At 67.7% G+C, this 19,743-nt stretch carries 20 protein-coding genes; 10 read left to right on the top strand and 10 right to left on the bottom strand.

The genetic code is table 11. The features are described 5' to 3' along the window. Genes purF through folC form a run of 4 tightly spaced genes read right to left on the bottom strand, consistent with a single transcriptional unit; the run spans window position 1 to window position 4,184 of the window. Window positions 1-1,506: an amidophosphoribosyltransferase gene (gene purF, locus AB7P10_RS01710; RefSeq protein ID WP_428292099.1), complete on the bottom strand. Its 1,506-nt coding sequence runs from the start codon at window positions 1,504-1,506 to the stop codon at window positions 1-3. A 35-nt stretch (window positions 1,507-1,541) separates the two neighbouring features. Next, entirely contained in the window at window positions 1,542-2,027 is a 486-nt protein-coding gene (locus tag AB7P10_RS01705; protein ID WP_428292098.1) for a CvpA family protein, read from the bottom strand. A 22-nt stretch (window positions 2,028-2,049) separates the two neighbouring features. Next, window positions 2,050-2,766, bottom strand: a complete 717-nt coding sequence (locus AB7P10_RS01700) for an SPOR domain-containing protein (RefSeq protein WP_428292097.1) — start codon at window positions 2,764-2,766, stop codon at window positions 2,050-2,052. Between the two features lie 56 nt (window positions 2,767-2,822). After that, window positions 2,823-4,184, bottom strand: a complete 1,362-nt coding sequence (gene folC / locus AB7P10_RS01695; RefSeq protein ID WP_428292096.1) for a bifunctional tetrahydrofolate synthase/dihydrofolate synthase — start codon at window positions 4,182-4,184, stop codon at window positions 2,823-2,825. 55 nt (window positions 4,185-4,239) lie between these two features. On the opposite strand from folC, the gene AB7P10_RS01690 reads away from it, so the two are divergent. The 3 genes from AB7P10_RS01690 (at window position 4,240) to argG (ending at window position 6,368) form a co-directional block, all read left to right on the top strand. Further along, the gene (locus AB7P10_RS01690; protein ID WP_428292095.1) at window positions 4,240-4,587 is read left to right on the top strand and encodes an ArsC family reductase; all 348 of its coding nucleotides are present in this window, start codon (window positions 4,240-4,242) and stop codon (window positions 4,585-4,587) included. Window positions 4,588-4,665: 78 nt separating this feature from the next. Next, complete coding sequence (locus AB7P10_RS01685; RefSeq protein WP_428292094.1) at window positions 4,666-4,983, top strand: pyrimidine/purine nucleoside phosphorylase; 318 nt, start codon at window positions 4,666-4,668, stop codon at window positions 4,981-4,983. 53 nt (window positions 4,984-5,036) lie between these two features. Continuing rightward, window positions 5,037-6,368, top strand: coding sequence for an argininosuccinate synthase (gene argG, locus AB7P10_RS01680; protein WP_428292093.1), 1,332 nt, complete (start codon window positions 5,037-5,039; stop codon window positions 6,366-6,368). Between the two features lie 328 nt (window positions 6,369-6,696). Here argG and murB read toward each other — a convergent pair whose 3' ends face one another. Beyond that, window positions 6,697-7,749 carry a UDP-N-acetylmuramate dehydrogenase gene (gene murB / locus AB7P10_RS01675; RefSeq protein WP_428292092.1) on the bottom strand — a complete coding sequence of 351 codons (1,053 nt, stop codon included), beginning with the start codon at window positions 7,747-7,749 and terminating at the stop codon, window positions 6,697-6,699. A 38-nt stretch (window positions 7,750-7,787) separates the two neighbouring features. Here murB and AB7P10_RS01670 point away from each other — a divergent pair, with 38 nt between their 5' ends. Further along, complete coding sequence (locus AB7P10_RS01670) at window positions 7,788-8,279, top strand: YajQ family cyclic di-GMP-binding protein (RefSeq protein WP_428292091.1); 492 nt, start codon at window positions 7,788-7,790, stop codon at window positions 8,277-8,279. Between the two features lies 1 nt (window position 8,280). Next, a complete protein-coding gene (locus AB7P10_RS01665; RefSeq protein ID WP_428292090.1) occupies window positions 8,281-9,018 on the top strand; it encodes a retropepsin-like aspartic protease family protein in 738 nt (245 codons plus the stop codon). Here the strand turns inward: AB7P10_RS01665 and AB7P10_RS01660 are convergent, their stop codons facing one another. The 4 genes from AB7P10_RS01660 to AB7P10_RS01645 form a co-directional block, all read right to left on the bottom strand. Continuing rightward, on the bottom strand, window positions 9,019-9,384 hold the full coding sequence (locus tag AB7P10_RS01660) for a RidA family protein (RefSeq protein WP_428292089.1): 366 nt from the start codon (window positions 9,382-9,384) through the stop codon (window positions 9,019-9,021). After that, window positions 9,381-10,010, bottom strand: coding sequence for a glycerol-3-phosphate 1-O-acyltransferase PlsY (gene plsY / locus AB7P10_RS01655; RefSeq protein WP_428292184.1), 630 nt, complete (start codon window positions 10,008-10,010; stop codon window positions 9,381-9,383). The genes AB7P10_RS01660 and plsY overlap by 4 nt, the downstream gene beginning before the upstream one ends. A 70-nt stretch (window positions 10,011-10,080) precedes the next feature. Then, window positions 10,081-10,575, bottom strand: a complete 495-nt coding sequence (locus tag AB7P10_RS01650; RefSeq protein ID WP_428292088.1) for an aminoacyl-tRNA deacylase — start codon at window positions 10,573-10,575, stop codon at window positions 10,081-10,083. Next, window positions 10,572-11,615 carry an aldo/keto reductase gene (locus AB7P10_RS01645; RefSeq protein ID WP_428292087.1) on the bottom strand — a complete coding sequence of 348 codons (1,044 nt, stop codon included), beginning with the start codon at window positions 11,613-11,615 and terminating at the stop codon, window positions 10,572-10,574. Before AB7P10_RS01645 ends, AB7P10_RS01650 begins: the two co-directional genes overlap by 4 nt. Before the next feature lie 161 nt (window positions 11,616-11,776). Between AB7P10_RS01645 and AB7P10_RS01640 the strand changes: the two genes are divergently transcribed. After that, window positions 11,777-12,460, top strand: coding sequence for an OmpA family protein (locus AB7P10_RS01640; protein ID WP_428292086.1), 684 nt, complete (start codon window positions 11,777-11,779; stop codon window positions 12,458-12,460). Between the two features lie 66 nt (window positions 12,461-12,526). On the opposite strand, the gene AB7P10_RS01635 is transcribed toward AB7P10_RS01640, so the two are convergent. Then, entirely contained in the window at window positions 12,527-14,275 is a 1,749-nt protein-coding gene (locus AB7P10_RS01635) for an acyl-CoA synthetase (RefSeq protein WP_428292085.1), read from the bottom strand. Between the two features lie 35 nt (window positions 14,276-14,310). Here AB7P10_RS01635 and AB7P10_RS01630 point away from each other — a divergent pair, with 35 nt between their 5' ends. The 4 genes from AB7P10_RS01630 to pepN all read left to right on the top strand — a co-directional run bounded on the left by AB7P10_RS01630 (window position 14,311) and on the right by pepN (window position 19,743). Continuing rightward, the gene (locus tag AB7P10_RS01630; protein WP_428292084.1) at window positions 14,311-15,228 is read left to right on the top strand and encodes an alpha/beta fold hydrolase; all 918 of its coding nucleotides are present in this window, start codon (window positions 14,311-14,313) and stop codon (window positions 15,226-15,228) included. 77 nt (window positions 15,229-15,305) lie between these two features. After that, a complete protein-coding gene (locus AB7P10_RS01625; protein ID WP_428292083.1) occupies window positions 15,306-15,860 on the top strand; it encodes a hypothetical protein in 555 nt (184 codons plus the stop codon). 78 nt (window positions 15,861-15,938) lie between these two features. Then, window positions 15,939-17,043, top strand: a protein-coding gene (gene prfB, locus AB7P10_RS01620) for a peptide chain release factor 2 (protein WP_428292082.1) whose coding sequence is annotated in 2 segments (ribosomal slippage) — window positions 15,939-16,019 and window positions 16,021-17,043 — 1,104 coding nt in all. Because the reading frame shifts where the segments join, the coding sequence is not laid out codon by codon here. Between the two features lie 3 nt (window positions 17,044-17,046). Further along, the gene (gene pepN / locus AB7P10_RS01615; protein ID WP_428292081.1) at window positions 17,047-19,743 is read left to right on the top strand and encodes an aminopeptidase N; all 2,697 of its coding nucleotides are present in this window, start codon (window positions 17,047-17,049) and stop codon (window positions 19,741-19,743) included.

Below are 19,743 nucleotides of genomic sequence, written 5' to 3'. Positions count from 1 at the left end.
TCAGACGACCTGGGCATTGGGCAGGGCCAGGCGCGAGGTGTCTTCCTCGCCTTCCTCACCCTGGTCGCGCCCGGCGTTGAGGCGGGCGATGTCTTCCGGTGTGATGTCGCCGGTGACGTAGACACCATCGAAGCACGATGCGTCAAAGCCCGAGAGCGATGGATTGAGCGAGCCAATGGCCTGCTTCATGGCGTCCACATCCTGGTAGATCAGCGCGTCGCAGCCGATGATCTCGCGCACCTGCTCGACCGTGCGGCCGTGCGCCACGAGTTCGTCGGGGGTGGGCATGTCGATGCCGTAGACGTTGGGAAAACGCACCGGTGGCGCCGCGCTGGCCAGGTAGACCTTGCGCGCACCGGCGTCGCGCGCCATCTGAACGATCTCGCGGCTGGTGGTGCCGCGCACGATGGAATCGTCCACCAACAGCACGTTGCGGCCCTTGAACTCGCTGCCGATCACGTTGAGCTTCTGGCGCACCGACTTCTTGCGCACGCCCTGCCCCGGCATGATGAAGGTGCGGCCCACGTAGCGGTTCTTCACAAAACCTTCGCGGTACGGCAGGCCCAGCAATTGCGCCAGTTCCATGGCGCTGGGGCGCGAGGATTCGGGAATCGGAATGACCACGTCGATCTCGTTGGGCGGTACCGTGGATATGACCCGCTTGGCCAGCGTCACGCCCAGGTTCAGGCGCGCCTGGTAGACCGAGATGCCGTCGAGCACGGAGTCGGGCCGCGCCAGGTACACGTATTCGAAGATGCAGGGGTTGTGGCTGACCTGCTCGGCACATTGCTGGAACTGCATGCGGCCTTCCAGGTCGACGAAGACCGCCTCGCCAGGCACCAGGTCGCGGTCGAGTTCGAAGCCATTGCCATCGAGCGTGACGGACTCGCTGGCGATCATCACGCCACCATCCTTGTTGCGGCCGATGCACAGCGGGCGGATGCCATGCGGGTCGCGAAACGCCAGCAGCCCATGACCCGCGACCATCGCCACCACGGCGTAGGACCCCTTTACGCGCTGGTGCACCCCGCGCACGGCGGCGAACACGTCGGCCGGCTTGAGCGTGATGCCGCGCGTGACCTTTTCCAGTTCGTGCGCGAGCACGTTGAGCAGCACCTCGGAGTCGCTCTCGGTGTTGACATGGCGGTGGTCAGTCTGGAACAACTCCTGCGCCAGCGCCTTGGCGTTGGTGAGGTTGCCGTTGTGCACCAGCACCAGTCCAAAGGGTGCGTTCACGTAAAAGGGCTGGGCCTCTTCCTCGCTGTAGGCATTGCCCGCCGTGGGGTAACGCACCTGCCCCAGGCCGCACAGGCCGGGCAGCGCGCGCATGTTGCGGGTGCGGAAGATGTCGCGCACCATGCCCTTGGCCTTGTGCATGAAGAACTTGCGTCCCTGCTGCGTGACGATGCCCGCGGCGTCCTGCCCGCGGTGCTGCAGCAGCAGCAGCGCGTCGTAAATGAGCTGATTGACCGGCGCCTTGCTGACCACGCCCACGATTCCACACATGATTCGATCCTCAGGAAAAACTATGCGAACAGGTTCTAGCGCACATGTTGGGCCACCGCCTCCGGCAACAAGGGCTTGACCTCCTGCAGCGCCGCCGTGAGCACCCCGGCCGTGCCGGAGTTGGTCCACCACGTGGCGGCCTGCATCTGGGTCATGCTCACCACGAGCGCCACCGCCAGCAGGATCACCGCGCCGCGCGCCAGTCCGAATGCGCCACCCAGCACCCGGTCCACCGGGCGCAAACCGACCGAGGCCACCAGTTTCTGCACCAGCCAGGCCAACAGGCCGGCCGCGAAGGCCACGGCCACGAACACCAGCACGAAACCAATCGCCACGCGCAGCGGCGGCGACAGGCCCTCCATCGGCAGCCAGGCCCCCGCTTCGTCGGCGAAAGCCTGGGCCACCACGAAGGCCACCACCCAACCCGCCAGAGAGAGCACTTCGTACACCAGCCCGCGCCACAGGCCCAGCAGCACCGACAGCAGCAAGGCCCCCAGCAGCACCCAGTCGGTCAGCACCATCGGCGTCGCGCCCGCGTGAAGCTCACAGCGTCAGGACCGCGGCCGGCAGGCCCATGGCCTTCACGCGCGCGGCCACCTTGTCGGCGTCGGCCCGGCTGTCGAACGGACCCACGCGGACACGGATGCGCCGGCCCTCCGCGGTCTGGGCCACGTGGGTGTAGGTCTTGAGTCCTGCGCTCTCCAGCTTCTGGCGCACCTGGCGCGCCCCGGCTTCCTCAGCAAACGCGCCCACCTGAACGACCAGCCGCTCGGCGGCCGCGGGCGCATCGGCAGTTGCCTTGGCGGGCACGGGTGCCGGCTTGCCTTCGAGCAAGGCGCGGGCGCGCTCGGCGTCCGCGGCGGCCGGGGCCGGCGTTTTCGCGGGTTCGGGTGCGGGCGCGGGCTTGACTTCAGCCACCGGAGCAGGCGCAGGCGCGGGGGAGGGTCTGGTCTCGGTCGCCGGAGCGGGGGCAAGCGCGGGCTTGGCCGGGGCCTCGGCCACTTCGTCGCGGGGCGCGGCAGGTGCCGCAGCGGGTCGGGCCTGCGGAGCCGTGGACGTGCGGGCGGGGATCTCGATCGGGATGTCCACCGGGATCGGGCGCGGCTGCGTATCGAACAACAGCGGAAAACCCACCACGCCCAAAAGCACCAGCACACAGGCGCCGATCAGGCGGTGGCGCGCGCGGCGGCGCACGGCCTCGATGCTCTGCGGCGGCGGGGTCGAGGCGTTGCCCTGGGAACCTGAACGGGATTTGAACATTCGGGATGGGACCGTGGCGCCATGAAAGGCCTGGCGGGGAAGCGCTCCGGGTGGGGCTAGGACAGGTGTTTCGCCGACATTCGGGGCACGCCGTCCTGCAAAACGCCACCCACGGTGTAGAACGATCCGAAGACGACGATTCTATCAGCGGGGTCCGCCACGGACACCGCCGCGCGCAGGGCATCCATGGGGTGGGCATGGCGGCCCGCGACGCGGCTTTTGCCCCCCGGCGCCGTGGCCGGGTGGGCATCGAGCAGACCGGCCAGTGCGTCGGCGGTGCTGGCGCGCGGCAGCGGCAGGTCGGTCACGTGCCAGTGGTCGATCAGCGGCGCGATGCGTTCGAGCATCGCTCCCAGGTCCTTGTCGGCCATGGCGCCAAACACCGCGTGGGTGCCCGGGTAAAAGCCCATGGCGTCGAGGTTTTCCGCCAGCGCCGCCACCGAATGCGGGTTGTGCGCCACGTCCAGCACCAGCGTCGGTGTGCCGGGCACGATCTGGAAGCGCCCGGGCAGCTCCACCAGTGCAAGACCCGTGCGCACGGCCTGGGCCGTCACCGGCAGGCGCGCGCGCAGCGCTTCGACCGCCGCCAGCACGCCGGAGGCATTGACCAGCTGGTTGGCGCCTCGCAGCGCCGGGTAGGCCAGGCCGGCATAGCGCCGCCCGCCGCGCGCGGGGTGCATCGCCCAGCCCCATTGCTGCTGGTCGCCCGCGAAATGAAAGTCCTTGCCCAGGCGCCACAGCTCGGCGCCGATTTCCAGCGCCCGGTCCAGCACGCTCTGTGGCGGCACCGGGTCGCTCACCACCACCGGGCGGCCCGTGCGCATGATGCCGGCCTTCTCGAAACCGATGGCCTCGCGGTCGTTGCCCAGAAGCGCCATGTGGTCGAGCGCGATGCTGGTGATGACCGCGCAGTCGGCGTCGATGATGTTCACCGCGTCCAGCCGCCCGCCCAGGCCCACTTCCAGGATGGCCACGTCCAGCCCGCTGCGCGAGAGCGTGCGCAGGATGGCCAGGGTGGTGAATTCGAAGTAGCTCAGGCTGACCTCGCCGCCTTCGTCACCCGCCTGGCCCTTGCGCGCCACCTCCACCTCGGCAAAGGCAGGCAACAGCTCGCTGGCGGCCACCGCTTCACCGGCAAGGCGGCAGCGCTCCTCGAAATGCACGAGGTGCGGCGAGGTGTAAACGCCGGTGCGGTAGCCCGACTGGGTGTAGATCGCTTCGAGCATGGCGCAGGTCGACCCCTTGCCATTGGTGCCCGCCACCGTGATCACCGGGCAGTCCAGCGCCAGGCCCATGCGCTGCGCCACGCGCTGCACGCGATCGAGCCCCATGTCGATGGTGACCGGGTGCAGGCGTTCGGCGTGGTCCAGCCAGTCGGCCAGCGTGGTGGGGTGATCGGGAACCGGAATGTCAAGCATGGCGGCGATTGTCCCATCGCGGCCCGCCCCTGATGGATGTCGGACAATGCCGGCCATGATCACCGTCCATGGCATTCCCAACTGCGACACCGTGAAGAAGGCCCGCGCCTGGCTGACGGAACACGGCGTCGAACACAGCTTCCACGACTTCAGGAAACAGGGCGTGCCCGAAGACGCACTCGACCAGTGGCTGGCCACCGCGGGCTGGGAGGCGGTCATCAACCGCAGGGGCACGACCTGGCGCCAGCTTGACGAGGCCACGCGCGCCACCGTGACCGACGCCGCCAGCGCGCGCGCCGTGGCAATGGCGAACCCGAGCGTGATCAAGCGCCCGGTGGTTCAGTGGGCCGACGGCGGCATCACCGTGGGTTTCGACGCCACCGCCTGGCAGCAGCGCCTGTGAGCGCGCGGTCCCCCGCCTGGCCCGCGGCCTAAAATCGCGGTTTCGCCTTTCGTTCGTCCCCGCCTCACTCCCCACACCATGAGCACCACCCAATTCGACGGCGTGACCGTCAACACCCAGGCCAGTGTGTACTTCGACGGCAAGTGCGTCAGCCACGGCATCACCCTGGCCGACGGCACGAAAAAATCGGTCGGCGTGGTGCTGCCGGCCACACTCACCTTCAAGACCGGCGCGCCCGAGGTCATGGAATGCGTGGCCGGCGGCTGCGAGTACAAGCTGGCCGGCAGCGACGCCTGGATGAAGTCTGGCCCGGGCGAGTCCTTCAGCATCCCCGGCAACAGCAGCTTCGACATCCGCGTGACCGAGCCCTACCACTACATCTGCCACTTCGGCTGATCGTTCGCCCCCATTCAACCGTTCTCCCTGAGCCTGTCGAAGGGCCCGCACACATGGCCACCATTCTCCAGAACCTTCCCTCGAAACAGAAAGTCGGCATCGCCTTCTCCGGCGGCCTCGACACCTCGGCCGCGCTGCTGTGGATGAAGCAGAAGGGCGCGATCCCCTACGCCTACACGGCCAACCTGGGCCAGCCCGACGAGCCGGACTACGACGAGATTCCGCGCAAGGCTCTGGCCTATGGCGCGGAGAAGGCGCGCCTGATCGACTGCCGCACTCAGCTCGCACATGAAGGCATTGCCGCGTTGCAGGCCGGCGCTTTCCATGTCAGCACCGCCGGCATCACCTACTTCAACACCACACCGCTGGGCCGCGCCGTCACCGGCACCATGCTCGTGGCCGCGATGAAGGAGGACGACGTCCACATCTGGGGCGACGGTTCCACCTTCAAGGGCAATGACATCGAGCGCTTCTACCGCTACGGCCTGCTGACCAACCCGAGCCTGAAGATCTACAAGCCCTGGCTGGACCAGGCCTTCATCGACGAACTCGGTGGCCGCGCCGAGATGAGCGCCTTCATGACGGCCAACGGCTTTGGCTACAAGATGAGCGCCGAGAAGGCCTACAGTACCGACAGCAACATGCTGGGCGCGACGCACGAAGCGAAGGACCTGGAACACCTCAACAGCGGCATCCGCATCGTCAACCCCATCATGGGCGTGCCTTTCTGGCGCGAGGACTGCGCGGTGAAGGCCGAGGAAGTGACCGTGCGCTTCGAGGAAGGCCAGCCGGTCGCCCTCAACGGCCAGACCTTCGCCAGCCCGGTGGACCTGATCCTCAAGGCCAATGAAATCGGCGGCCGCCATGGCCTGGGCATGAGCGACCAGATCGAGAACCGCATCATCGAGGCCAAGAGCCGCGGCATCTACGAGGCCCCGGGCCTGGCGCTGCTGTTCATCGCCTACGAGCGCCTGGTCACCGGCATTCACAACGAGGACACGATCGAGCAGTACCGCATCAACGGTCTGCGCCTGGGTCGGCTGCTCTACCAGGGCCGCTGGTTCGACCCGCAGGCCATCATGCTGCGCGAGACGGCGCAGCGCTGGGTGGCGCGCGCGGTCACGGGCGAGGTGACTGTGGAGCTGCGCCGCGGCAACGACTACTCGATCCTCAACACCGAGAGCCCGAACCTCACCTATGCCCCGGAGCGCCTGAGCATGGAGAAGGTGGAAGACGCGCCGTTCTCGCCGCTGGACCGCATCGGCCAGCTGACCATGCGCAACCTGGACATCACCGACACGCGGGCCAAGCTTGGCATCTATGCCAAGTCTGGTCTCCTGTCTTTGGGTGAAGGTTCGCAGATGTTGAAGCTAGAGGGCGAGTAGGTTTCGCTGCTCTTCTTCTCATTGGCCTCGCGGGATCGGGGCGCCGTGGCGCTCTGTTCCGCTCATGTCCCCCGGGCTGGCTTCGCCAGCCCTCCCCCTTGACTTCGCTCCACAGAGCGCCACGTCACCCCGATCCGGGAGTATGGTGGCGCGCAACCGTCGGAATGCCCTCACGCTGGCGGCCCGACGGCGCCGGGTGGCCGGCGCAGCGAAGTCAAGGAGGAGAGGCGGCGCAGCCGCCTCGGGGGACATGAGCGGAGCCGGCCACCCGGTGCCGTCGGGCCTCGAAGAAATGCTGGCGCGAAATGGAGTCGAGAATCAACGCCCGTCAAACCACCACGGGCTCCGGCTCCAGCAGAATCCCGAAACGCTCGTACACACTGGTCTGAATCGCCTTGGCCAATGTCATCACCTCACCCCCGGTGGCGCCACCCCGGTTCACCAGCACCAGCGCCTGCTTTTCGTACACCCCCGCATTCCCCACGCCCCGGCCCTTCCAGCCGCAGGCGTCGATCAGCCAGCCCGCCGCCAGCTTGATACTGCCGTCCGCCATCGGGTAATGCACCACCTTCGGGTCGCGCGCGATGATGTCGGCGCACTGCTCCGCGCTCACCGTCGGGTTCTTGAAGAAGCTGCCCGCGTTGCCGATCACCGCCGGGTCCGGCAGCTTGGCGCGGCGGATCGCGCAGATCCAGTCGAAGATCTGCCACGCGTCCGGGTGGGAAACGCCGGTCTCGGCCATCCTGCGCTCCAGGTCCGCGTACCCCAGCACCGGCTTCCACGGCCTGGGCAGCCAGAACCGCACGCGCGTGATGAGCGCCCGACCCGCCAGCCCCATGCCCTTCTTGCCCGCCGGCGCGTGCTTGAACACCGAGTCGCGGTAGCCAAAGCCGCATTGCGCGGCGTTCAGCGTGAAGCTCTGCCCTGTGTGCAGGTCGATCGCATCCAGTTCGTGGAAACGGTCCTGCAGTTCCACACCGTACGCCCCAATGTTCTGCACCGGCGAAGCACCCACGCAACCTGGAATCAGCGCCAGATTCTCCAGCCCGGGCCAGCCCTGATCCAGCGTCCAGCGCACGGTGTCGTGCCAGTTCTCGCCCGCGCCGGCTTCCACCAGCCAACCCTTGGCGGTTTCCTCGACCAGACGCCGTCCGCGAATCTCCACCTTGAGCACCAGGGGCTTGATGTCCCCCGTGAGCACCAGGTTGCTGCCGCCGCCCAGCACGAACGGCGGCGCCTCGCGCGCAAGCGCATTCCAGTCGGCACCCGCCATGAGGCCGATCAGGTCGGCGTCATCGCGCACGCGCACGAGCCGCAAGGCGCGCGCGACGATGCCAAAACTGTTGTACGGCTGGAGCGCCACGTTGTTCTCGACTACCATGCCGGGATTGTCTCACCCACCTCCCAGGATTGATGCCCATGCCTTCTTTCGACACCGTACTCGAAGCCGATTTCGTCGAGGTGAAAAACGCGGTTGACCAGGTGACGCGCGAGATCGGTACGCGCTTTGACTTCAAGGGCACGGGCGCGGCCATCGAGCTCAAGGAGAAGGAAAAGGAAATCATCCTGCACGGTGACGCCGAGTTCCAGCTCCAGCAGATCGACGACGTGCTGCGCGGCAAGCTCACCAAGCGCGGCGTGGACGCGCGCTTCCTCGACGTCGGCAAGGTCGAGAAAGCCGGCGGCGACAAGGTCAAGCAGGTGGTCAAGGTGCGCAACGGCATCAGCACCGAGGACGGCAAGAAGATCCAGCAGGCGATCAAGGGCAGCAAGCTCAAGGTGCAGGGCGCCATCCAGGGCGACGCGGTGCGCGTGACCGGCGCCAAGCGGGACGACCTGCAGGCCGCCATGGCGCTGATCCGCAGCGAACTCAAGGACCTGCCGCTGTCGTTCAACAACTTCCGGGATTGACTTGAACACCCCCCACGCCGACTGCGGCGTCACCCCCCTCCAGGGGGGCAGCACCAGCGGCCCGGCCAAGCCGGTTCCCCGGTGCCTCTGGCAAGGCGCCCTTGCGTTCGCTGCGGGTCTTCTTCTGGCGGGACCCACCTCGGCCCAGCAGGTGGCGCTCTCCGGCGTGGCCGGCGGCAAGGCGCTGGTCACCATCGATGGCGCTGCGCCGCGCTTCCTGGGCGTCGGGCAGACCCACCTGGGCGTGAAGCTGTTGAGCACGCAGGGTGAGGTGGCGGTGCTGGAGATCAATGGTCAGCGGCAGAGCCTGCGGGTGGGCGATGCGCCGGTCAGCGTGGGCCAGGGCATGGCCAGCGCGACGGATGCCAGTGCACAGCGCATCGTGCTCACCGCCGATGCGCAGGGCCACTTCCTGCCGCCAGGCCAGATCAATGGACGCGCCGTGCAGTTCCTGGTGGACACCGGCGCGTCGTTGGTCATCCTCAGCGCATCCGATGCGCAGCGCATCAACCTGAAGTTCCAGAACGGCAGGAGTGTCAGCGTGAGCACCGCCAACGGCAACGTCACGGGCTACCAGGTGAAGCTGGACTCCGTGCGCGTGGGCGAGGCGCAGGTCTATGGCGTCGACGCGATCGTGCTGCCCCAGTCCATGCCCTTCGTGCTGCTGGGCAACAGCTTCCTCTCACGCTTCCAGATGCAGCGCCAGAACGACCAGCTCACGCTGCAGCGCCGGTTCTGATCAGGGCGTTTTCTGCGCGGCGGTGACGACAATCTCGATCCGCCAGGCGGGGCTGGCCAGCGCGGCTTGCACCGTGGCGCGCGGAGGCGCCGTGCCCGGCACCACCCAGGCATCCCACACCTCGTTCATCACGCCGATCTCGCCGATGTCGGCCAGAAAAATCTGCGCGCGCAGGATGCGCGACTTGTCGCTGCCAGCCTCGATCAGGCGCTGCTGCACCTGTTCCAGCACGTCTTCGGTCTGGCCCCGGATGTCGGTATCACCCCGTTCGGGCACCATGCCGGCGAGGTAGACCACGCCGTGAAACACGGCGGCTTCGCTGTAGCGCGTGGCCATGCCGATGCGGGTGATGTGGTGGTCGTTCATGGCTTCTTCGCTCCGAGTCGGCTTTCCTTGCCGGCGATAAGCCGGTTGATGTTCTCCGAGTGCCGCCACACCAGCAGCAGCCCCATCACCGCCAGGCTCAGCACCTGCACGCCCGGCGCGTCCCAGGCCACGCGGTGGCCCAGCAGGAAGAACGCGGGTGCGAACACCGCCGTGACGATGGACGCCAGCGATGAATAGCGGAAGAAGCCGGCGATGATCACCCAGGTGGCCAGCGCGGCCAGTCCCAGCCAGGGCTCGAAGCCCAGGATGACACCGGCGGCCGTCGCCACACCCTTGCCGCCCTGGAAACGAAAGAACACCGGGTACAGATGCCCGAGGAAAGCCGCCAGACCCACCAGCGCCACCGTGCCCTCACCCATCCCGTAGGCCTCGCCCCACCACTTCACGGCCACCACCGGCAGCCAGCCCTTGAAGGCGTCGAGCAGCAGCGTGACGATGGCCGCCACCTTGTTGCCCGAGCGCAGCACATTGGTCGCGCCCGGGTTCTTGCTGCCATAGGTGCGCGGGTCGTTCAGGCCCATGAGGCGGCTCACGAGCACGGCGAACGACAGCGAGCCGATCAGATAGGCGGCTAGGGTGGCCAGCAGCGGGTAGGTCATTGCCATCGTGGACATCTCCTCGTTCTTGTGGGTCGCCGCGTCTCGGCGCGGTACCGGTCGTCTGTGCTCGGGCTGGCTATTCTGCCAGCGCACAGTTCACCGGTCGGGCGCCCAGCGGAACGGTAAGCACGGCGGGATCGATGCCCACCAGGTAGCCCCTGCGTCCGCCATTGATCCAGATCTTCGGTTGCTCCAGCACCGTCGCCTCCACCCAGACCGGCATCGCGCGCTTGAGCCCGAACGGAGAGGTGCCTCCCACGAGGTACCCGCTGTGCCGGTTGGCCACCTCGGGCTTGCAAGGCTCGACCCCCTTGGCGCCGATCTGCCGCGCGAGGTTCTTGGTGGACACGGTGCGGTTGCCATGCATGAGCACCGCCAGCGGCTTGCCCGCCTCGTCCTGCATGATCAACGTCTTCACCACCGCGAACGGGTCGAGCCCCAACACCTGCGCGCTGTGCTGCGCGCCACCGTGCTCCAGGTATTCGTAGGGATGCTCGGTGAACGCCACGCCACGCGCCCTGAGCCAGGCGGTCGCGGGCGTTTCACTGATGTGCGCGGCCTTCTTGCTCACTGCGCGGGGTCGCGGCTCTCCCAACGGATCTTGTCGACCGCGGTGAGCAATTCAGGCGAGAGCGTGGTGCCCCAGGCGTCCAGGCATTCGTCGAGCTGCGCCACCGTGGTCACGCCGATGATGGTGCTGGCCACGCGCCAGTTGGTGTAGCAGAAGGCCAGCGCCAATTGCGTGGGCGTGAGGCCGTGTTCGCGCGCCAGCGCGTTGTAGCGGCGCGCGGTGTCCAGCGCCTCGGGCCGGCCCCAGCGCTGCTTGCGCATCGATTCGTACAGCGCCATGCGGCCCGCATCGCCGACCAGGCCGCTCTCGTCGTACTTGCCGCTCAGAAGGCCGAAGCCCAGCGGCGAATACGCCAGCAGCGACACGCCCAGGCGGTGGCAGGTCTCGTCCAGCCCGTTCTCGTAACTGCGGTTGATCAGGCAGTACGGATTCTGCACCGTGGACACGCGCGGCAGGCCATGCTGTTCGGCCAGGCGCACGAACTCGTGCACGCCATAGGGCGTTTCGTTCGACAGGCCCACAGCCTTGACCTTGCCCGCCTGCACCAGTGAGGCCATGGCCTCGAGTTGTTCCAGCACGGAAGGCGCCGGTTTGTCCTTGGCCGGGTCGAAATACAGCACGCCGAAAGCCGGCACGTTGCGCGCCGGCCAGTGGATCTGGTACAGGTCGATCGCGTCGGTCTTCAGGCGGCGCAGGCTGGCTTCGCAGGCTTCGATGATGCCGACCTTCGACACCTCGGGCCGCAGCCAGGGCATGCCGCGCGCTGGGCCGGCCACCTTGGTGGCCACCACCAGCCTGTCGCGCGCACCGGGGTGTTTCGCGAACCAGTTGCCGATGATGGTCTCCGTCGATCCGCAGGTCTCGGCACGCGCGGGCACGGAATACATCTCGGCCGCGTCGAGGAAGTTCACGCCGCGCTCAAGCGAGCGGTCGAGGATGTCGTGCGCCGTGGCCTCATCCACCTGCTCGCCGAATGTCATGGTGCCCAGGCAGATGGGGGTGACCTGCAGCGCGCTGCTGCCCAATGAAACGGTTTTCATGAAATTATTTGTAACGTCGATCTGACATTGCCGGGCGTGCCAGCAGGCGAGGGTATAAGTTTAGAGTGCATCGGCCACCTTCGTTGGCCGGTGCGCCGATCTCCGGAGCGGCACACGCCGTTCTGGCCTTGCCCCATCAACAACACAGTGGAGAAAACACCATGACACGACTCGACACCCGACTGACCCGCGGACTGACCGTCACCACGCTGGTGGCAGCCCTGGCCCTGAGCGGCTGCGCCAACATGAGCGAAACCCAGCAGGACTCCGCCAAGGGCGCCGGCATTGGTGCCGTGGCGGGCGTGTTGCTCGGCGCTGCCACGGGCGGCTCCAAGGGCGCGGCCAAGGGCGCCGTCATCGGCGCGGGCGCGGGCGCGCTGGGCGGCTACATCTGGTCGACCCGCATGCAGGAGCAGAAGCGCCAGATGGAAGCCGCCACCGCCGGCACCGGCATCGGCGTGAGCCAGACGGCGGACAACCGCCTCAAGCTCGACGTGCCGGCCGACGCGGGCTTTGCCGTTGGCCGCTCCACCGTCAGCCCCACGCTGCAGGGAGTGCTCAACCAGTTCGCCGGCACGCTCAACGCCAACCCGGTCACCGCCATCGCCATCGTCGGCCACACCGACAGCACGGGCAGCGATGCGGTCAACAACCCACTCTCGTTCGACCGCGCCAACGCCACGCGCGACTACCTCGTGGCACGCGGCGTGTCCGCCGCGCGCTTCGCCACCGATGGCCGCGGCTCGCGCGAACCTATCGCCGACAACGGCACGGCCGCTGGCCGCGCGGCCAACCGCCGCGTGGAAATCTACGTGGCCGAACCGGCCCAGACCGCTGCACGCTGATCCAGCGCTCGCACAACAAAAAGCCCGGCACAGCCGGGCTTTCTTTTTGCAGCGCCGTCGGAGATGTCAGGGTCTGCCCAGCCGCGCCCGCTCCTCTTCTTGCAGCCGCAACACCCGCCGCTGCACCTTGCCCGTGGTCGTCATGGGCAGGGCATCGATGAACTCGATCTCCTTGGGGTATTCGTAGGGCGCGAGCATGCCCTTCACATGCGTCTGCAATGCTTTCACCAGCGCATCGTCGCCCGCATGTCCGGGCGCGAGCACCACATAGGCCTTGACCACCGCGCCGCGCTCGGCATCGGGTTTGGGCACGACCGCCGCGTTCACCACCGCCGGGTGCTTGACCAGACAGTTCTCGATTTCGCTCGGCCCGATGCGGTATCCCGCGGCCTTGAACACGTCGTCCGCGCGCCCCTGGTACCAGAGGTAGCCGTCGGCGTCGCGCGTGGCCAGGTCACCCGTGCGGCACCAGCTGTTGACCGGGTCGCCGGTGTACTTGGCGCGCGTGGCGGCCTCGTTTTTCCAGTAGCCGAGAAAGAAGATCGGGTCGGGCTCGCCGTGCACGTCCAGGCGGTGCACCGCCACATCGCCCGGCACCCCGACCGGACACTCGTGGCCCTCATCGTCGATCACCGCCACGCGGTGTCCCGGGTAGCCCTTGCCCATGCTGCCCGGCTTCGCAGGCCACAGGCGCGCGCAATTGCCCACGACGTAGTTGATCTCGGTCTGGCCAAACATCTCATTGACCGTCACGCCCAACTGGTCGCGGCAATAGGCGAACACCGCATCGCCCACCGCCTCGCCCGCGCTCATCAGCGCCTGCAGCTTCAGGCGGTACGCGGGCCGCACCTTCGGCACGGCTTTCATCATGGCCTTGAGCGCGGTCGGGAAGAGGAAGCTGTGCGTCACGCCATGGCGCTGCATCAGTTCGAAGGCAAGCTGCGGGCTGAAGCGGCCGTTGTGGCCGACGATGGGCCGGCCGAAGTACAGCGTGGGCAGCAGGGCGTCCATCAGGCCGCCGGTCCAGGCCCAGTCGGCGGGCGACCAGAACACCGCCTTCGAGGGCTTCGACGCGTCGAAGGGATCAAAGCCGAACCAGTTCTGGCTGCAGACGAAGCCGCTCAGGTTGCCGATGAGCGCGCGGTGCGGAATGAGTGCGCCCTTGGGGTTGCCGGTGGTGCCGCTGGTGTAGATCAGCACGGCGGCCTCGTCGGCCAGCGTGGTCACGGGGGCGAAGGCGGCGGGCTCCTGCGCCAGCAGGTCGGCCCAGTCCAGGTCGGCGCGCATGCCCGCGGGCGTGCCGTCGCCATCCAGGCCGATCACGGCACGCAGCAGCGGGCAGTTGTCGCGCACGCCCAGCAGCGCGGGCAGTGAAGGCTGGTCGCAGATGGCCACCACCGCCTCGCTGTCGTGCAGGCGGTACTCGAGCGCGTCGGGGCCGAACAGCTGCGACAACGGCATGCCCACCGCGCCCAACTGCAGCACGGCCATGTAGGCCACCGCCGTTTCGAAGCGCTGCGGCAGCACAATGGCCACGCGGTCGCCCCGCTGCACCCCCAGCGCGGTCAGCGCGTTGGACAGGCGGTTGGCCTGGTCCATCAACTCGGCGTAGCTGTGTCGCCGGTCGGGCTGGTCCGGCGCGGTGGCGATCACCGCGGTCTGCGTGGCCGTGGCCGGTCGCTCGGCCCAGCGCCGCATGCAGACCTGCGCCATGTTGAAATGCGTCGGCACCTCCCAGCGAAAGCGCTGGTGCAGGCTGTCGTACAGGTCGGCGGGGGCCGTCGCGGGCTTGTCTCTGGCTTGACTCGGGCGCATGGCCTGTCTCCATCTCGTTCTCTATGATCGGGCGAATGTACCAAGCCCAGAAGCCCTCGCGCACCGAGTTCGTCCCGGTGCGCCACCTCAGTTACCACGTGCGCCAGTGGGGCCAGCCCGACGCTTCGCGGCCACCGCTGGTGCTCGTGCACGGCTGGATGGACGTGTCCGCTTCATGGCAGTTCGTGGTGGACGCGATGCGCGACGAGCGCTGGATCATCGCGCCCGACTGGCGCGGCTTCGGCCTTACCAGGGCCGACGGCCCGGCGCCGGACAACTACTGGTTCCCCGACTACCTGGCCGATCTCGACCTGCTGCTCGACCATTACGCCGGCGAACGCGCGGTCGACCTGGTGGGTCACAGCATGGGCGGCAACGTGGCCATGATCTACAGCGGCGTGCGGCCGCAGCGCATCCGCCGCCTCATCAACCTGGAGGGTTTCGGCATGCCCGAGACGCGGCCCGCGCAGGCGCCGCGCCGCTACGCGCAATGGATGAACGAACTCAAGGCCCTGCACCGGGGCGAGAGCGCGCTCAAGACTTACCCGTCGGCGGAGGGTGTGGCGCAACGCCTGATGAAGACCAACCCGCGCCTGCCGCGCGACAAGGCCGACTGGCTCGCGCGCCAGTGGGCCGCGCCCAATGCAGCGGGCGAATGGGAAATCCTGGGTGATGCGGCCCACAAGGTGGTGAACGCCAACCTGTACCGGCTGGACGAAACGCTGGAGATCTACCGCCAGATCACCGCGCCGGTGCTCTCGGTGACCGCCAGCGACGACAGCCTCGGGCTGTGGTGGAAGGGCAAGTTCACGCTGGCCCAGTACCAGGAGCGCATCCAGGCGGTGCCGCAACTGCGCAGCGCCGTGGTGCACGACGCGGGGCACATGATGCACCACGACCAGCCGGCCGAGCTGGCGCAGATCATGGATGAATTCCTGAACATGCCCGACTGAGGCTGCCCCGCACGCGGGTACGGTTTGTTGCAGCGGCGGGCCACGCAGGGCGTCTGGCCGCCGCATACTGGTGTGCAATGCCCTTGCACACCACACCGCCCGCATTTCCGAACGCGTCACGCCCTCTGTGTGCCTTCGCCTTTCTCGCGGCGCTGTCCGCGCGGGCACTGGCCACCGACTGGACGCTCTGCCCCGGGCTGCGCGATCCCGCAACCGAAGGCGCCACTGCACCGCGTTACGAAGTCTTCCTCTCGCCCTACACGCACCACTGGTCCGATGACCCCGAACACCGGCAGGTCTACGCCGTCAGCCTGAGCCGCCTGCTGCCCAACGACCGCTACTGTGGCTTCAGCCTGTTCAGAAACTCGTTCGGCCAGCCCTCGGCCTATGCCTTCATCGGCAAGTCCTGGCCCGGCCTGTTGCCCAGCGTTCCCGAGCTGTACGTCTCGGCCAGCGCCGGCGTCATCTACGGCTACGTCGGCAAGTACAAGGACAAGGTGCCGCTCAATGTCGGTGGTTTCTCGCCCGTGATCATCCCGGCCATCGGCTACCGCTTCGCGCCCAATGCCAGCTTCGAGATCCAGCTGCTCGGCACTGCCGCCTTCATGGTCGGGGCGACCTGGCGGTTCTGAGACTGGCCGCCGCGCCAGCGAAGGCCCCTCCCGTGAGAAAATCGCTGTCTTTGAACATCGACCGCAGGAACTTGCCCCATGGAAGCCGAACGCAGCAACGCCATCCGAAGCCAGCTCGAAGACCTGACCACCCGCGTGGTCGAGCTCCGGAGGTATCTTTGACTACGATGCCAAGGCATCGAAGCTGAAGGAAGTCGAGTCCGCCCTCGAAGACCCGACGGTCTGGAACGACCCCAAGCGCGCCCAGGACCTGGGCCGCGAGAAAAAATCACTGGAAGACGTGGTGCTGGTGCTGGACCGGCTCACCAGCGAGCTCGCCGACAACACCGAGCTGTTCGAGATGTCGAGCGACGACGGCGACATCGCCGGCCTGGTCACCATCGAAGGCGAAGCCGCCAAGGTCGCGGCGGAAGTGGAAAAGCTTGAATTCCGCCGCATGTTCAACAACCCGGCCGATCCGCTGAACTGCTTCGTGGACATCCAGGCCGGCGCCGGTGGCACCGAAGCCTGCGACTGGGCCAGCATGCTGTTGCGCCAGTACCTGCGCTACGCCGAACGCAAGGGCTTCAAGACCACCGTCGAGGACGAGACCGAAGGCGACACCGCCGGCATCAAGAGCGCGACCATCAAGGTGGAGGGTGAGTACGCCTTCGGCCTGCTGCGCACCGAGACCGGCGTGCACCGCCTGGTGCGCAAGAGCCCGTTCGACTCCTCCGGCGGTCGCCACACCTCCTTCGCGTCCATCTTCGTCTACCCGGAAATCGACGACTCGATCGAGATCGACATCAACCCCGCCGACGTGCGCACCGACACCTACCGCGCCAGCGGCGCGGGCGGTCAGCACATCAACAAGACGGACTCGGCCGTGCGCCTCACGCACATCCCCACCGGCATCGTGGTGCAGTGCCAGGACGGCCGCAGCCAGCACAGCAACCGCGACGTGGCGTGGAAGCGCCTGCGCTCGCGCCTGTACGACCACGAGCTGCGCAAGCGCCAGGAAGAGCAGCAGAAGCTGGAGGACACCAAGACCGACGTGGGCTGGGGCCACCAGATCCGTTCCTATGTGCTGGACAACAGCCGCATCAAGGACCTGCGCACCAACGTCGAGATTTCCGCCACGCAGAAGGTGCTGGACGGCGATCTCGATCCCTTCATTGAAGCGTCACTCAAACAAGGGGTCTGACCCATGAGCTCATTGCGTGAAGGCCCCGCCACCGTCGTTCGCCGCGAAGACTACGCCGCCCCGGCCTACTGGATCGACAGCGTCGACCTGACTTTCGACCTGGAGCCCGCCAAGACCCGCGTGCTCAACCGCATGCGCGTGCGCCGCAACCCGGACGTGCCCGCGCAGGCGCTGCGGCTCGACGGCGAGGACCTGAACCTGGCGCGCGTGCTGGTCAACGGGGCGGGTTGTTCCTTCAAGATCGATGGCAACCAGCTCGTGCTGGAGAGCCTGCCCGAGGGGCACGAGCCCTTCGATCTGGAGATCTTCACGATTTGCGTGCCCGAGAAGAACACGCAGCTCATGGGCCTGTACGTCAGCCAGGGCACCTTCTTCACGCAGTGCGAGGCCGAGGGCTTTCGCCGCATCACCTACTTCCTGGACCGCCCAGACGTGATGGCCAGCTACACCGTGACGCTGCGCGCCGACAAGGCGAAATACCCGGTGCTGCTGTCCAACGGCAACCTCGTCGAGGAAGGGGCCCTGCCCGAGGGGCGGCACTTTGCGAAATGGGTCGATCCGCACAAGAAGCCGAGTTACCTGTTCGCGCTCGTCGCGGGCCAGTTGGTCGCGCGCGAACAGCGCATCCGCTCGCGCGCCGGCCGGAACCACCTGCTGCAGGTCTACGTGCGCCGCGGCGACATGGACAAGACCGAACACGCCATGAACTCGCTGATTGCCAGCGTGGCCTGGGACGAGGCCCGCTTCGGCCTGCCGCTGGACCTGGATCGCTTCATGATCGTCGCCACCGCCGACTTCAATATGGGCGCGATGGAGAACAAGGGCCTCAACATCTTCAACACCAAGTACGTGCTGGCCAACAGCGCCACCGCGACCGACACCGATTTCGCCAACATCGAGTCGGTCGTGGGCCACGAGTACTTCCACAACTGGACCGGCAACCGCGTCACCTGCCGCGACTGGTTCCAGCTCTCGCTCAAGGAAGGCCTCACCGTCTTCCGCGACCAGGAATTCAGCATGGACCTGTGCGCCGAGCCCTCGGCGCGCGCGGTCAAGCGCATCGAGGACGTGCGCGTGCTGCGCACCGCGCAGTTCCCCGAGGACGCCGGCCCCATGGCCCACCCGGTGCGGCCCGACAGCTACGCCGAGATCAACAACTTCTACACCGTCACCGTCTACGAAAAAGGCGCCGAGGTCGTGCGCATGATGCAGACCCTGGTGGGCCGCGAAGGCTTTGCCCGGGGCATGAAGCTCTATTTCGAGCGGCACGACGGCCAGGCCGTCACCTGCGACGACTTCGCCCAGGCCATCGCCGACGCCAATCCCGACAGCGACCTCACCCGCCTGCTGCGGCAGTTCAAGCACTGGTACAGCCAGGCCGGCACGCCACACGTTCTGGCCGAGGGCGTGTACGACGCCGAGACCCGCAGCTACCGGCTGACCCTCACGCAGAGCTGCGCACCCACCCCGGGCCAGGCCACCAAGGAGCCCTTCGTGATCCCCGTGTCGCTCGGCCTGCTGAGCGCCGATGGCCGCGAACTGCCGCTGCAGCTGGCCCACTGGGGCGCGCCCGAAGCGGGCAGCCGCACCTTCGTGCTCACGCAGGCCAGCGAGACCTTCACCTTCGTCAACCTCGACAGCGCGCCTGTGCCCTCGCTGCTGCGCGGCTTCTCCGCGCCGGTGGTGCTCGACTGCCACTACACCGACGCGCAACTGCTCACCCTGCTCGCCTCCGACACCGACCCCTTCAACCGCTGGGAAGCGGGCCAGCGACTGGCCTTGCGTCGCGCGCTCATGGCCATCCTGACCGACGGCCCGGCGCCGCACGCTCCGCTGGACGGCGCCTTCATCGGCGCCATGCGCGACGTGCTGCGCCACCCGGCGCTGGACGCCGCGTTCAAGGAACTCGTGCTCACGCTGCCGAGCGAGACCTACATCGCCGAACAGCTCGCCGAGGTCGACCCGCAGCGCGTGCACGCCGTGCGCGAGGCCATGCGCGCCCAGCTCGCCACCGCCCTGCAGGACGACTGGGCCTGGGCCTTCGAGACCCACAAGAACAACGGCGCCTACCGCCCCGACCCGGTGAGCACCGGTCGGCGCGCGCTTGCCGGCCTGTCGCTCGGCATGCTGTGCCTGGCCGCGCGCCAAACCGCGGATTCCGTCTGGCCCGGCAAGGCGTACCAGCACTTCAAGGACGCCGGCAACATGACCGACCGCTTCAACGCGCTCTCGGCCCTGGTGGTCAGCGAACACGCGCTGGCCCGTGACGCGCTGGCGCGCTTCCACGCCCTCTTCCGCGACGAAGCCCTGGTGCTTGACAAGTGGTTTGCGCTGCAGGCCAGCGCGCCCGACCGGGGCGGCAACGTGCTGCCCGCGGTGCGCGCGCTCATGAAGCACCCGGACTTCCAGCTCAAGAACCCCAACCGCGCGCGCAGCGTGATCTTCAGCTACTGCAGCGCCAACCCGGGCGCCTTCCACCGCGCCGACGCGGCCGGCTACCTGTTCTGGAGCGAGCGCGTGGTCGAACTCGACGCCTTCAACCCGCAGGTGGCGGCCCGCCTGGCGCGCGCGCTCGACCGCTGGAAGAAACTCGCCGAGCCCTACCGCAGCGCCGCGCGCGAAGCCATCGCCCGCGTCGCCGCCAAGACCGACCTGAGCAACGACGTGCGCGAGGTCGTCACCCGCGCCCTGGCCGACTGA

It is taken from the genome of Hydrogenophaga sp. (genome assembly GCF_050182545.1).
Taxonomy (GTDB): domain Bacteria; phylum Pseudomonadota; class Gammaproteobacteria; order Burkholderiales; family Burkholderiaceae_C; genus Hydrogenophaga.
The sequence above is the reverse complement of the archived record's forward strand: the minus strand, read 5'-3'. Positions and strand labels throughout refer to the sequence as shown.

Bases quoted from the DNA above. Each gene is read 5' to 3' on its own strand.
- purF (WP_428292099.1), bottom strand. From the start codon at position 1,506: ATGTGTGGAATCGTGGGCGTGGTCAGCAAGGCGCCGGTCAATCAGCTC.
- AB7P10_RS01705 (WP_428292098.1), bottom strand. From the start codon at position 2,027: ATGGTGCTGACCGACTGGGTGCTGCTGGGGGCCTTGCTGCTGTCGGTG.
- AB7P10_RS01700 (WP_428292097.1), bottom strand. From the start codon at position 2,766: ATGTTCAAATCCCGTTCAGGTTCCCAGGGCAACGCCTCGACCCCGCCG.
- folC (WP_428292096.1), bottom strand. From the start codon at position 4,184: ATGCTTGACATTCCGGTTCCCGATCACCCCACCACGCTGGCCGACTGG.
- AB7P10_RS01690 (WP_428292095.1), top strand. From the start codon at position 4,240: ATGATCACCGTCCATGGCATTCCCAACTGCGACACCGTGAAGAAGGCC.
- AB7P10_RS01685 (WP_428292094.1), top strand. From the start codon at position 4,666: ATGAGCACCACCCAATTCGACGGCGTGACCGTCAACACCCAGGCCAGT.
- argG (WP_428292093.1), top strand. From the start codon at position 5,037: ATGGCCACCATTCTCCAGAACCTTCCCTCGAAACAGAAAGTCGGCATC.
- murB (WP_428292092.1), bottom strand. From the start codon at position 7,749: ATGGTAGTCGAGAACAACGTGGCGCTCCAGCCGTACAACAGTTTTGGC.
- AB7P10_RS01670 (WP_428292091.1), top strand. From the start codon at position 7,788: ATGCCTTCTTTCGACACCGTACTCGAAGCCGATTTCGTCGAGGTGAAA.
- AB7P10_RS01660 (WP_428292089.1), bottom strand. From the start codon at position 9,384: ATGAACGACCACCACATCACCCGCATCGGCATGGCCACGCGCTACAGC.
- plsY (WP_428292184.1), bottom strand. From the start codon at position 10,010: ATGGCAATGACCTACCCGCTGCTGGCCACCCTAGCCGCCTATCTGATC.
- AB7P10_RS01645 (WP_428292087.1), bottom strand. From the start codon at position 11,615: ATGAAAACCGTTTCATTGGGCAGCAGCGCGCTGCAGGTCACCCCCATC.
- AB7P10_RS01640 (WP_428292086.1), top strand. From the start codon at position 11,777: ATGACACGACTCGACACCCGACTGACCCGCGGACTGACCGTCACCACG.
- AB7P10_RS01635 (WP_428292085.1), bottom strand. From the start codon at position 14,275: ATGCGCCCGAGTCAAGCCAGAGACAAGCCCGCGACGGCCCCCGCCGAC.
- AB7P10_RS01630 (WP_428292084.1), top strand. From the start codon at position 14,311: ATGTACCAAGCCCAGAAGCCCTCGCGCACCGAGTTCGTCCCGGTGCGC.
- AB7P10_RS01625 (WP_428292083.1), top strand. From the start codon at position 15,306: ATGCCCTTGCACACCACACCGCCCGCATTTCCGAACGCGTCACGCCCT.
- pepN (WP_428292081.1), top strand. From the start codon at position 17,047: ATGAGCTCATTGCGTGAAGGCCCCGCCACCGTCGTTCGCCGCGAAGAC.